We start from the raw sequence: 12743 nt of genomic DNA on the forward strand, positions 1-12743 counted from the left end.
AACTAAACTACTATTTATGAAAAAGTTATTATTCATTACTTTTATCTGTTCCTCACTCTGCGCCTATGCACAGAGCGAGATTCCGGAAGACACAATAAAGAACCGGCCTCCCGTAAAGAAAGAGCAGATTCCCTTTTCTCCAAAAGAGAACAAGCGTACGGGCCTTGATGAAAGCCAGCCCCAACAAAGTCTGCAGGGCGAACAGCAGGAAGAGATAAATCTCCATCTCCCTCCCTCCGACTATGTGGAGCCCCTGCCCTGGACGGACATGAAGAAGATACACTTTCAGAAAAACATCTTTGAATGGGACTTCCAGCGTTTCGCCGATTTCCTGCTCTCGCCGGAAGTCGTACTGACGATGTACGGCAGCCATAACACCTATCCTGCAATGGGCTCCATCATGCAGGCTGGCGCAGGAGTTACTTATTACAGTCCCGACGGACATTGGGAATTGAGCGGAGGGGTATATGCCGCCCATTATTCCATCTCCCAACCTTCATCCATTACCGGTGCCCAGTATGCCAAAAGGGATGCCCCCCGAGGTACTCAATGGGACATAGGCTACAATGCCTCCGTATCCTACCGCATCAATCCCTACATGCGCCTGCATGCCTTCGGCCAGTATTCAGGCTACGGGAGAAGTAACTCCTTTCATGGATATATGAACCCGATGTATCCACAAAGCGGTTATGGCATGGTACTGGAACTGAAAGTGACGGACTGGCTCGACCTCAACGGAGGGATGGAACGAAGATACGACCCCACCAAAATGAAATGGGTAAATTCGCCCATCTTCGCCCCTACCATTCGTATAAAGAAATAGAAATAATACAAAGATATTTCCAGAAATAGAGGGAAACGAGTATCTTTGTTCAGTCTGCCCCTATGCGGTGGACAGCAACTGAAATTGTGAACAAAGAACAATGAAACGAATCTTCTTCTGCATCATCATTTTACTTGCAGGCATGTCATCCGTCAGCGCACAGAGCGAGATGCCTGCCGATACGGTACGTACTGCTGTACGTGGCAAAGCGTCTCCCGAAGGCATGTCTCCGTCTGAAAAGGAACTTCTGCCGGACGTGAAGAATTACGACGGCTTCCTGCTGGATATGGGGCTGATGAATCTGTCCACCCCCACTCTTCCCAAATTCACTTTGGAGATACCGGATGCCAGCAAAGACTATAGCCGCATCTTCCAGTTGAACCCGAACGTGACTTATTCACAAGGTCTTTCGAACATATTCTCACTCAGCAACTCCCGGTATTTCAGTTCGAATCCCTTCGGACTGACGGGCTTCTGGGGCTCTACCGACAACCTGCAAATGGGAAGTTTCACTTTGAAGAACGGCATGCGCATCCATACGTACGGCGAATATGACAAGGACGGCTGGAAAGTACCCAACCCTTCCGCACTGCCTTGGGAAAAGAACAATTTCAAAGGGGCGTTCGAGCTGAAATCAGCCAACGGAGCCTTTGGCATACGCATCGAGGTACAGCAGGGCAGACACGTGCCCTATTGATGCCCATCACTTAACAACAGAATCAATGACAAGAAAGAAAATACTGGTAATAGGCGCCAACGGTTTTACCGGCAGACGCATCCTGGATGATTTGTCCCGCAACTTGTCTTATCAGACAACGGGCTGTTCCCTGCACGACGACATCTGTCCTCATTCGGGCGACTATCGCTTTATCCGTACGGATATATGCAACCGCCAGGCGGTGAAAAAGCTTTTCCAGGAAGTACAGCCGGATGTTGTAATCAATACCTCCGCCCTCTCCGTCCCCGATTATTGCGAAACGCACCATGCAGAAGCGGATGCCGTCAACATTACTGCCGTGGAGCATCTGGCAGAATGCTGTGAGGCAAGAGGCAGCCGTTTTATCCATCTTTCCACCGACTTCGTTTTCGGTGGTGTTACGGACCGGCCCTATACGGAGGAGGATATTCCCGCTCCCGTTAATTATTACGGCTACACCAAACTGGAAGGTGAGAAACGTATCGCTGCCGTTTGCAGGGATTATGCCATCGTGCGCATAGTGGTGGTGTACGGTGCCGCCCTGCCCGGACAGCATGGAAATGTGCTCCAACTGGTGGCAAATAGATTAAGGAACAATGAGGAAGTGTTCGTCGTATCCGACCAATGGCGTACGCCCACCTTCGTGGGAGACGTGTCGCAAGGAGTGGAGAAGCTGATAAGTCATCCGCAAAACGGTATCTATCATCTCTGTGGCAGCGAGTGCCTGACCATTGCAGACATCGCTTATCGGGTAGCGGACGTATTGGGGCTGAATCGCTCGCTCATCCGTCCCGTCACCACGAAGGAGATGAACGAAAAGACACCACGTCCCCGTTTCAGCGGGCTGAGTATAGAAAAGGCACGCCGGGAACTGGGGTATCGACCGCATACGCTGGAGGAAGGAATAAAGCTGATGTTCGGATGGTAAATAATGCAGGTGCGGACGGCAGCAGATTAGACTACAGCAACTCCGGCTCTGCCAGTCCTTTCTCTTTGCGATACACACGTACCATCTCCAGAATCACATCTCCATATTTCTCCACCCCTCTCTTTCCGAAGTACGGAATACGTACAAGCATGGCCTTATCCGAAGGAAGCAGATTGCTGATGCCTAGAATTGCCTTCTGCTGAATGACGGTGTATACGGGCAGCCCTAATGCGGAAGCTTCTGCATTGCGCCATGCTACCAAGCGGTTGTAAAGTTCCGGATGCAGCACATCCGTGGGTACTTCAACAGCCGCAGCATCGCGTTTCCGCTCACGCGGACGTTTCTCTTTATCAGCCTGCTTACTGCTTCCCTGCCCTTCTTTGGCAGAAGCACTTCTCCCTTTGCCTTTACCCTTCTGCGAAGCCGAATCATCAATGGAAAGCAGTGCTTTCTGCTTCAAGTATCCTGCCATATGGAAACCATTCTCCAGCACATAATCCAGCAAATCAGTCTTCATGTCAAACACTTCCTCCAGCTCCTCCATGGCATCCCGGAGCTTCTTCTTCAACTCTTTATTATCAGAAGTTACCGTACTCGCCATCACCGCATCCAGCGGTTGCAACTGCTCTTGAAAATAAGTGGCGGCAGAGTGTATGCGCCCCTGCAAAGTCCGGTCGGCTGCATAGTCCTGTGCAGTATCAATCAGGCGGGTATACTGGATACTGAACTTCTGGGCTACTTTCGTCACTTTGTCGTGAAAACGTTCCATTTCCTCCTTGCAGGCTGCGAGTTGCTTGGGAAAGAGCTTGTACAAGTGTTCGTCTATCAGCCGCACATACCGCCGCAAAGCCTGCTCCATGGGCTGGAAATCGAACAAGCCCGACAGCAGTTCCAGGAAATAGGTCTGCTGCAAGGAACGGAAGCGTTTCTCGTCCGGCTCGTTTCTCCGTGCCTCCATCGTGAAGGTATCTACTGCATGGTCACTGATAACGGCCTTTGCAGAAAGCGGGGCACTGAGCACCACTCCCTCCAATGTCTTGCAGCGGCTCAGAGCCACATAGGTCTGCCCATGCGCAAAGGAGGCACTGGCATCAATCACGGCACGTTCAAACGTCAGTCCCTGGCTTTTGTGAATGGTAATCGCCCACGCCAGCTTCAGCGGATATTGCCGGAATGTTCCTTCAATATCTTCTGTAATCTCCTTGGTTTCCTCATCAAGCACGTATTTGGCATTCGTCCACTCTTCCTCTTGAAGTAAGAAGGTAGCGTCGCTTCCCTTACTGCGCACTTCAATTCCATCTGCCGACACGGCTGTCACCTCTCCAATCATGCCATTGTAGTAACGGTGCTCACCGGAGGTGTCGTTCTTCACAAACATTACCTGGGCACCGCGTTTCAGTTCCAGTACTTCATCCGTGGGATAGGAATATTCGGGAAACTTTCCGTCAATCTTGGCACGAAAGGCATACGAGCGTCCCGGAAGTTGTTCCAGCTCATGGTCATTAATCCGTTGGGCCTGATAATTGTGGGTCACCAGGCGGATGTATCCTTCTTCTTTATCTGGTACGAAATTGGGAATATACCGGCGGTTCAAGGCTTCCAGCACTTGCCCGTCACAACGGTTTTCGCGAATGCGGTTCAGTAATTCAAGAAAAGTCCCATCGTTCTGCCGATAGACTTTCTTTAGTTCTATAGTGCAGTATTCCGTCTGCTTCAAAGCCTGGCTGGAGAAAAAATAGGGCGTGTCATAGTATTTGCGCAGCATCTGCCACTCATCGTCTTTCACTACGGGAGACAGCTGCTGTAAGTCGCCAATCATCAGCAGTTGCACGCCGCCAAAGGGTTTGTTCCGGTCGCGGAACCGCCTCAAGACGGCATCCACCGAATCGAGCAAGTCGGCACGGACCATACTGATTTCATCGATGACCAATAAATCTATGCTGCGTATAATGTTGATTTTCTCTTTCCCGTAACGAAAACGGTAGGTTGCCTTGCCATCTGCGCTGAATGAGCTTTCGGGCACATAAGGAGCGAAAGGCACCTGGAAAAAGGAGTGGATGGTGACACCGCCCGCATTGATGGCGGCAATTCCCGTCGGCGCAAGTACAATCATCCGTTTCGGACTCTCCGCCTTCAGTCTTCGCAGGAAAGTTGTCTTACCGGTACCTGCCTTGCCGGTCAAAAAAAGATGAGTGCCTGTGTTTTCAATGAATTGCCATGCAAGCGCTATTTCGGGATTATTCTCCATGGATATGTTTATTATTCAACCAATCCGCTCTCTCTCAGAATGATACGGATTTCATCAGTAGTCATATATGATAATAGGACAAAGATAGCGGTTATTTCGTTATCCTTGTCCTATTATTCCATTTATTTGTACCCATCCTGAGAAAGCCCTTTACGGGGCAATCCGGGCTATTTCAAGCTACCGCCGATAATATCGAGCAGCTCATTCGTAATGGCCTGCTGACGGCTCTTGTTATACTGTTTCGTCAAATCTTGAATCAACTCGTTGGCATTATCTGTCGCCGTCTGCATGGCTAGCATACGGGCAGCATGTTCCGAAGTATTGGAATCGAGAAGCACGGTAAATATCTTCTGACTCAACACTTTTGGCAGAAGTTCCGCTATCAGTTCGCCGACGGAAGGTTCCACAATGTAATCATTATTAAAACTGCGGGCATCCTCCGGTACATCTTCTGCCGCCTCCTGCGCTACTTGCGTCAGGTCAATGGGCAGATAATTCTCGCGGAGCAGCACCTGCGAACCCATCGATTTGAAGTGATGGTAAATCAGCTCCACATGGTCAATCTGCTTTTCCACAAACTCATGCATCAGCTTCTCCGCCAGCTCATACGCTTCAACGTACGAAGGCTTGTCTGCCATCAACTGATAGCTGCCTTGCGGCACATATCCCATTTTCTTGACGGCTTCCTCCACCTTTCTCCCAACGGGATATATCAGAATATTCTCCTTGCCCAGCGACTGGTAACTTTCCAAAGTCCGTTCCAGCATCTTCGCCACATTCGAGTTGAATGCACCGCACAAGGAACTATTGGACGAAAACGCCACGACCGCTACCCTCGTCACGGGCCTTGTCTCGGTATAGGGCGACTCGAAGGAAGCATCCGTACGCAGAAAGTTCGTCAGAATCTCATTCAGCTTCCGTTGATAAGGCAGCATATTCTCAATCCGCCCCTGCGCCTTATGCAGTTTGGCAGATGCCACCATCTTCATAGCCGATGTTATCTGGCGTGTACTCTTGACGGAGCTTATTCTATTTTTTACCTCTTTCAGTGAAGACATATATCTATTTACGATTTAATTATTTACGATTTACGATTGAAGTTACTTTTGCTTGCAGCCGATTTACCACTTACCATATAGAGTAGCCCCAATCGTAAATCGTAAATCGTCCAATCGTAAATTACATGAATTGCCTTGCAACCGCCTCTGCCGTCTCCTCAATCTTCTTGCAGACATCGTCATTGATGGCACCCGTCTTTAAAACATCAAGCACCTCCATGCGATAGTTCATCTCAAGAGACTCAAGGAAGTTGCGTTCAAACTCGCTGACCTTGTCCAAAGGAACATTCCTCAACAAGCCGTGCGTGCCGCAATAAAGAATGGCAATCTGCTTTTCTACCGGCATCGGGCTGTATTGGGGCTGTACCAGCAGGCGTGTATTCTTCTGTCCCTTGTCGATGGTCAATGCCGTCACGGGGTCCATATCGCCACTGAACTTGGTAAACGCTTCCAGCTCCCGGTACTGTGCCTGGTCAATCTTTAATGTACCTGCCACCTTCTTCATAGCCTTGACTTGGGCATTACCACCCACACGGCTCACAGAGATACCCACGTCAATGGCCGGACGGTTACCCTGGTTGAAGAGGTTCGTATCAAGGAATATCTGCCCGTCAGTGATTGAAATCACATTCGTTGGGATATAGCGGACACGTCTCCTGCCTGAGTTTCGATAATGGGCAATGCAGTCAGCGAACCGCCACCTTTCACCTTGCCTTTCAGACTGTCCGGCAGGTCGTTCATCTCGCGTGCCACTTCCTCCTGGCTGATAATCTTCGCCGCACGTTCCAACAAACGGGAGTGCAGATAGAAGATATCACCCGGATAGGCCTCACGTCCTGATGGACGGCGCAGAATCAGAGACACTTCACGATAGGCCACCGCCTGCTTGGACAAGTCGTCATAGACCACCAGCGCATGACGGCCGGTATCACGGAAATACTCTCCGATGGCAGCCCCTGCAAAGGGAGCGTAATACTGCAATGCAGCCGGGTCGCCCGCCGTAGCAGCCACCACGATGGTATAGTCCATCGCACCGTACTGGTGCAGGGTATTCACGATAGAGGCAACGGTAGAACCTTTCTGACCAATGGCTACATAAATGCAATACACCGGGTCACCGGCTTCAAAATTGGCACGCTGGTTGATGATGGTATCAATGGCAATGGCCGTCTTGCCGGTCTGGCGGTCACCGATAATCAGCTCACGTTGCCCGCGGCCAATAGGTATCATGGCATCCACAGCCTTCAGACCGGTCTGTAGCGGCTGATTCACCGGCTGACGGAAGATGACTCCCGGCGCCTTGCGTTCCAGCGGCATTTCATAAAGCTCTCCGCCTATCAGTCCTTTTCCGTCGAGCGGCGCACCCAGAGGGTCTATTACACGGCCAAGCATGCCCTCTCCCACCATGATGGAAGCAATACGCTTTGTACGCTTCACAATGAAGCCTTCCTTGATTTTATCCGTAGGACCAAGCAACACAGCACCCACATTATCCTCTTCGAGGTTCATCACAATGGCCTTGATGCCGTTGTCGAACTCCAGCAACTCGTTGGCTTCGGCATTGCGCAGCCCATAGATACGGGCTACACCGTCACTGACTTGCAGTACCGTGCCAATCTCGTCCAACTGTACGCGGGTGTCAATCCCTTCCAGTTGCTTGCGGAGAATATCGGAGACTTCGCTTACTTTTATATTTTCAGACAACATCTTAGTATTTACTATTTTACAATTTACTATTTACTATTTGAAAGAACACGAATCATGTACTGTTTGACCTCTACAACTTACCCATCACAAAACTATTAAATAGTAAATTGTAAATTGTCAAATCGTAAATCACACGATTCTTCTATTCTTATCAATGAACTGCTGTTTCACTTTCTTAAGCTGCGTAGCAATACTGGCATCCAGACGGAAGTCGTTGATGTCGAAGATAAAACCACCTTCAATGGAGGGATCCACTTCAGTCTGTAGCTCCATGCTGGCATGCAGCAAGGAGGAAGCACTGTCATGGATACGCTCCCGCACTTCCTGGCTGACGGGAACGGCTGTTATCAGCTTTCCTACACCGATATGCTTGTCTTTCCGGTACAAATCCAGAAAGCTCAAGCAGATGTACTGGAGAAAGCTTTCCCGCCGGTTCTTCAACACCAGGGCCATGAAACGCGCAAACTCACGGCCCGCAGGAGCATCCCCCACAGCAGCGGTACAGATAAGTGCGAACTTCTCACGTATCGTCAGGATGGGGTTTTCCAATGCCATGCGCAAATCCGGATGTTTCCTGAAGCTACGGTCGAGCATACAAAACTCCTTGTACAGAGTATCTTCTGCCCCCATGCTCTTGGCATATTCCATCAATGCTTTCGCATAACGCATCGAAACGATTCCTATATCCATTTCTTTGAGAATTAATTGTTTTTACTTGCGGCCAGCACTTCATCCAGCATCCGGTCTATCATCTCCATCTGCTCATGTTTCTCGTCCAGATTCTTGCGGATAATTTTCTCGGCTATATCTACGGACAAGACTGCCACCTGGCGGCGAATATCGCGGATGGCCTCTTCCTTCTCTTGCTGTATCTGCTTTTTAACTTCGTCCAGCTCCTTCTGCGCGGCGACTTCCGCCTGCTTGCGTGCTTCGACGATAATCTTGTCACGCTCATGCATCGCCTCCCGCAGAATGCGTCCTTGTTCTTTGTTGGCAGCAGCAATCAACGCTTCACTCTCCTCTTTCAGTTTGGAGAGCTGGGCATTTGCTTCGCGTGCCACTTCCAAAGACTGGTCGATGTAGGTCTTGCGACCTTCCACCATCTTGGTGATAACGGGAAAACCGTACTTGGCAAGCACCACAAACACCACACCGAATGAAAGGAGCATCCAGAACAGCAGACCACTATCGGGTAATAACAATGACATAATTTTATTTACTATTTGACAATTTACGATTTACAATTTGGCTGCGAAGTGATGCTGCACGGACAAATTGTACTTTGTAAATGGTAGATTGTACATTATAAAAAGAATACCAACAAACACACAACTACTGCCAACAAAGCAACACCTTCAATCAAGGCAGCAGCAATAATCATGTTCATACGGATATCTCCAGATGCTTCCGGCTGGCGGGCAATGGCTTCCATGGCAGAACTACCAATTTTACCGATACCCAAGCCTGCACCGATGACAGCAATACCTGCACCTAATGCAGCACCCAACTTACTAACTCCAACACCTGCCGCAGCAGCTTGCAATAATACAGATAGTAACATAACTTTTAGTTTTTAAATGGTTATTTTTATTAATATTTATATTCCCAATAATCGTATCACTTCACCGCCTTCTCCTTATGCTCTTCCTGCGCCAAGCCGATGAACACAGCCGATAGCATGGTGAACACATATGCCTGGATAAAGGCAACCAACAACTCAAGCGCATTCATAAAGATATTGAATAACACCGATGCCACAGTAAGCGCTCCGTTCAAAGCAGCTCCCATACCGACCGAGATGAATATCAGACAAGTAAGCACCAACATAGCCATGTGCCCTGCCAGCATATTGGCAAAAAGACGTATCATCAAAGCAAACGGTTTGGTAAAAATGCCGAAGAACTCGATGAACGGCATCATAGGGACCGGCACCTTCAGCCACCAGGCACATCCGGCCAGAAGATATCTTTCCAATAAGTCTTGGTTCCAAAGATATTCACGGCCAAGAAAGTACAGATGGCCAGTATCATCGTAATGGCTATATTTCCCGTCACGTTGGCCCCTCCGGGAAAGAAAGGAATCAGCCCATAATGTTGTTGATGAAAATAAAGAAGAAGGCCGTCAGCAAGTAAGGTGCGAATTTACGGTACTTCGGACCGACACAGCTCTTTATAATATCATCGTTCACCATCATGATAAACATCTCCATAAACCCGATGAAACCACCGGGAGCGGCACTTCCCTGCGGGTGCTTGCGATACCAGTGCGCCACACTCAAAATGATGACAAGCAGCAATGCGCTGTTGATGAGCAAAGCCAGTGTCACCTTCGTGATGGAGATGTCCAACGGGCGTATTTCGTTTCCGGTGGCATCATGCTCCACCAGCTTGCCTTCGTACTTGCTCCCTGCGGGAGCAATGGAAAAGCCTTCATAGCTTCCACCGTTCTCCTCCAGACGTGAGGATAGAAAGGCATGCCATCCGGTGGTAGAGCTATGCACTATTACCGGCAAGGGAATCGTAACGTGAGTTTCGCCCCACGTCGTGATGTGCCATTCGTAAGAATCGCCGATATGCCCGAAGACAATCTCCTTCACGTCCACCGTATTCTCGGCCCGCACCGTGGCGGGCAGCAACATGCCCAGTGCCAGCAGAACTACAGTCAGTATGTTACACAATCTTTTCATTGTTACTTTTCTTTTTCAGTTTCCGGTTCACCTCAAAAGTGAAGAAAAACCAGGAATCATAAATCAAATATATCAGATAGTTGGCTATAAACGTCAACAGAAACGCCCTGGCTTCCTCACGTACTGCAACGCAATAAACCAGCATCACAATCATGGAGACCAGCATTCTCATCACACGCATCAGCAGATAAATCTGCAACATTCGTCCCGGCATCCGGTGACGGCAGCTTTCGGTCATATTAATCATGAATACTCCGAAAACAAAGAAGAAAAGCGGAATCAGCGGATAACCGCCGAAATAGTGATGCGGATTTATCGAAAAATACGCCCAACCGCCTGCAATTCCTATCAACACCGTCAAGAGCGCCGTATGCAACAAGTAGTTTCTCTTAGTAATAGTCACGCCAACAACCTTTAACCTTTAATTTTCAATTTTTTAATTGCCTATTGCTGTTCTATACAGACGGCAACCCTTCCGTTACTCATCTCCACGAATCCGCTTTGAATATCCAGCTCATGTTCCTCACCGTCCGCTGCGTAGACCAATTTCCCCGTTCCCAACGATGATACAATCGGCGCATGCTGTGGCAGGATAGAAAAAGAGCCATAGTGCCCGGCAATGTAACACTTTCCACTTCCCCGTTGAAGAGCTCCTTCTCCGGTGAAACAATATTCAAATGCAACCTTTTCATCATCAAAGCTCCCAGACTTTTAATTTTTAATTGTTTTTCCCCCTGCCTGCTCCAGTAGTTTCTTACCCTTCTCAATGGCTTCTTCAATGGTTCCCACATTCAAAAAAGCTGGTTCGGCAGGTAGTCCACCTCTCCGTCAAGAATCATCTTGAAGCCTTTGATAGTATCCTCAATGGAAACCATTGTACCTGGGACACCCGTAAACTGCTCGGCAACGGCAAACGGCTGTGAAAGGAAACGCTGCACACGACGTGCACGGTTCACCAACGTACGGTCTGCATCAGAGAGTTCCTCCATACCAAGGATGGAGATAATGTCTTGCAATTCCTTATTGCGCTGCAATATTTGTTTTACACGTTGTGCCACTTCGTAGTGTTCCGCCCCCACGATGTGTGGGTCAAGAATGCGTGAAGTGGATTCCAACGGGTCCACAGCAGGATAAATACCAAGTTCGGTAATCTTACGGCTCAACACCGTGGTAGCATCGAGGTGGGTAAACGTTGTGGCAGGCGCCGGGTCCGTCAAGTCATCGGCAGGCACATATACAGCCTGCACGGAAGTGATGGAGCCGTTTCTTGTAGAGGTGATACGCTCCTGCATGGCACCCATTTCCGTTGCCAATGTCGGCTGATAGCCCACAGCAGAAGGCATACGGCCCAACAAGGCCGAAACCTCGGAACCGGCTTGGGTGAAACGGAAGATATTATCAATGAAGAACAGAATGTCACGCGGACCGTCCGTCTCCGCTCCCATGTCACGGAAGGACTCGGCCACCGTCAACCCTGACAATGCCACGGACTGACGTGCACCGGGAGGTTCGTTCATCTGACCGAATATCAGAGACACTTGTGATTTGGCCACTTCGTCATAATCTACTTTGGACAAATCCCAATGGCCTTCCTCCATACCTTTCTTGAATTCTTCCCCGTAACGGATAACGCCGGATTCAATCATTTCTCTCAGCAGGTCGTTGCCTTCACGTGTACGTTCTCCTACACCGGCAAACACAGAGAAACCATGCTGCTTCTTCGCAATATTATTAATGAGCTCCTGGATAAGCACCGTCTTGCCTACACCGGCACCACCAAACAGACCGATTTTACCACCCTTGCTATAGGGTTCCAGCAAGTCGATGACCTTGATGCCTGTATAAAGTACCTCTTGTACGGTAGTCAAATCTTCAAACTTAGGGGGTTCGCGATGGATGGGATAAGCACCGGTACGGTCCAATTCCTTCATGCCGTCGATAGAGTCGCCCACTACGTTCATCAGGCGGCCTTTGATTTGTGTACCTATCGGCATGGTGATGGGGCCTCCCAGCGGATGCACTTTCATTCCTCTCTGCAGGCCGTCCGTACTATCCATAGCAACAGTACGCACCGTGTTTTCACCAATGTGCTGCTGTACCTCTACAATCAGCCTTTTGCCGTTCGACCTTTTTATTTCCAGTGCGTCGTGAATACTCGGCAACATCATTTCTGCCTCCGTTCCTTCGAAATAGACGTCTACTACAGGCCCGATTACCTGTGAGATATGTCCAACAATCTGTGACATAAGCAATCTTTTTTATTCTATAATTATTTTTCCCAATACTAAGTTGTAAGTCGCGTGTATCCTCTAAAACAAATCAGCCAAGTCGCGTCTTTCATCAGCTATATAAGTACTTGTACCTATTAACGTTTGTCAGCAACGGTTTGTTCATCCCAATAGTTACATAAACAACGATGCAAATGTATAAACAATTTGCATGTAGTTGTTACCGTGTATAGCATTTTTTTGAACAAAAAAGACTATTTTGAACGATTAATACTACAATTGGAACAAATTGTTACAGACATGATAACGTCAGTTAACAATTAGCAAGAAAAGGAATTGTCCACCCATCTTATGAAAAACCACTGAAT

Annotated in this window: 9 protein-coding genes and 4 pseudogenes; 3 read left to right on the forward strand and 10 right to left on the reverse strand. The window is 48.8% G+C overall.

Going from position 1 to position 12743, the window contains the following annotated elements:
* Positions 1–16: 16 nt before the first annotated feature.
* The 3 genes from JCM16496_RS09245 to JCM16496_RS09255 all read left to right on the forward strand — a co-directional run bounded on the left by JCM16496_RS09245 (position 17) and on the right by JCM16496_RS09255 (position 2448).
* Positions 17–823, forward strand: a complete 807-nt coding sequence (locus JCM16496_RS09245) for a hypothetical protein (RefSeq protein ID WP_008663564.1) — start codon at positions 17–19, stop codon at positions 821–823.
* A gap of 100 nt (positions 824–923) precedes the next feature.
* Positions 924–1520 (forward strand): hypothetical protein, encoded by a 597-nt coding sequence (locus JCM16496_RS09250; protein ID WP_025833822.1) that lies wholly within the window; start codon positions 924–926, stop codon positions 1518–1520.
* Positions 1521–1545: 25 nt separating this feature from the next.
* Positions 1546–2448, forward strand: coding sequence for an SDR family oxidoreductase (locus JCM16496_RS09255; protein ID WP_025833824.1), 903 nt, complete (start codon positions 1546–1548; stop codon positions 2446–2448).
* A 31-nt stretch (positions 2449–2479) separates the two neighbouring features.
* Here JCM16496_RS09255 and JCM16496_RS09260 read toward each other — a convergent pair whose 3' ends face one another.
* The 10 genes and pseudogenes from JCM16496_RS09260 to atpD all read right to left on the reverse strand — a co-directional run bounded on the left by JCM16496_RS09260 (position 2480) and on the right by atpD (position 12393).
* Complete coding sequence (locus tag JCM16496_RS09260; protein WP_025833827.1) at positions 2480–4696, reverse strand: AAA family ATPase; 2217 nt, start codon at positions 4694–4696, stop codon at positions 2480–2482.
* 167 nt (positions 4697–4863) lie between these two features.
* A complete protein-coding gene (locus JCM16496_RS09265) occupies positions 4864–5754 on the reverse strand; it encodes a F0F1 ATP synthase subunit gamma (protein WP_016273714.1) in 891 nt (296 codons plus the stop codon).
* A 121-nt stretch (positions 5755–5875) separates the two neighbouring features.
* Positions 5876–7458: pseudogene (gene atpA / locus JCM16496_RS09270) on the reverse strand (F0F1 ATP synthase subunit alpha).
* 132 nt (positions 7459–7590) lie between these two features.
* Positions 7591–8151, reverse strand: coding sequence for a F0F1 ATP synthase subunit delta (locus JCM16496_RS09275; protein ID WP_025833831.1), 561 nt, complete (start codon positions 8149–8151; stop codon positions 7591–7593).
* Between the two features lie 11 nt (positions 8152–8162).
* Positions 8163–8669 carry a F0F1 ATP synthase subunit B gene (gene atpF / locus JCM16496_RS09280; protein WP_025833833.1) on the reverse strand — a complete coding sequence of 169 codons (507 nt, stop codon included), beginning with the start codon at positions 8667–8669 and terminating at the stop codon, positions 8163–8165.
* A 95-nt stretch (positions 8670–8764) separates the two neighbouring features.
* On the reverse strand, positions 8765–9022 hold the full coding sequence (atpE, locus tag JCM16496_RS09285; RefSeq protein ID WP_025833835.1) for an ATP synthase F0 subunit C: 258 nt from the start codon (positions 9020–9022) through the stop codon (positions 8765–8767).
* A gap of 56 nt (positions 9023–9078) precedes the next feature.
* A pseudogene (atpB, locus tag JCM16496_RS09290) lies at positions 9079–10147 on the reverse strand (F0F1 ATP synthase subunit A).
* Positions 10131–10550: a hypothetical protein gene (locus JCM16496_RS09295; RefSeq protein ID WP_025833836.1), complete on the reverse strand. Its 420-nt coding sequence runs from the start codon at positions 10548–10550 to the stop codon at positions 10131–10133. The pseudogene atpB and the gene JCM16496_RS09295 overlap by 17 nt, the downstream one beginning before the upstream one ends.
* A gap of 41 nt (positions 10551–10591) precedes the next feature.
* Positions 10592–10839, reverse strand: a pseudogene (locus JCM16496_RS09300) (F0F1 ATP synthase subunit delta/epsilon).
* A 19-nt stretch (positions 10840–10858) separates the two neighbouring features.
* Positions 10859–12393, reverse strand: a pseudogene (gene atpD / locus JCM16496_RS09305) (F0F1 ATP synthase subunit beta).
* Positions 12394–12743 lie beyond the last annotated feature (350 nt).

It is taken from the genome of Bacteroides rodentium JCM 16496 (assembly GCF_000614125.1).
GTDB lineage: Bacteria > Bacteroidota > Bacteroidia > Bacteroidales > Bacteroidaceae > Bacteroides > Bacteroides rodentium.

What these genes read in the sequence shown, in the direction of transcription:
- JCM16496_RS09255 (WP_025833824.1), top strand. Translation starts at nt 1,546, where the DNA reads ATGACAAGAAAGAAAATACTGGTAATAGGCGCCAACGGTTTTACCGGC.
- JCM16496_RS09245 (WP_008663564.1), top strand. Translation starts at nt 17, where the DNA reads ATGAAAAAGTTATTATTCATTACTTTTATCTGTTCCTCACTCTGCGCC.
- JCM16496_RS09265 (WP_016273714.1), bottom strand. Translation starts at nt 5,754, where the DNA reads ATGTCTTCACTGAAAGAGGTAAAAAATAGAATAAGCTCCGTCAAGAGT.
- atpE (WP_025833835.1), bottom strand. Translation starts at nt 9,022, where the DNA reads ATGTTACTATCTGTATTATTGCAAGCTGCTGCGGCAGGTGTTGGAGTT.
- JCM16496_RS09250 (WP_025833822.1), top strand. Translation starts at nt 924, where the DNA reads ATGAAACGAATCTTCTTCTGCATCATCATTTTACTTGCAGGCATGTCA.
- JCM16496_RS09275 (WP_025833831.1), bottom strand. Translation starts at nt 8,151, where the DNA reads ATGGATATAGGAATCGTTTCGATGCGTTATGCGAAAGCATTGATGGAA.
- atpF (WP_025833833.1), bottom strand. Translation starts at nt 8,669, where the DNA reads ATGTCATTGTTATTACCCGATAGTGGTCTGCTGTTCTGGATGCTCCTT.
- JCM16496_RS09260 (WP_025833827.1), bottom strand. Translation starts at nt 4,696, where the DNA reads ATGGAGAATAATCCCGAAATAGCGCTTGCATGGCAATTCATTGAAAAC.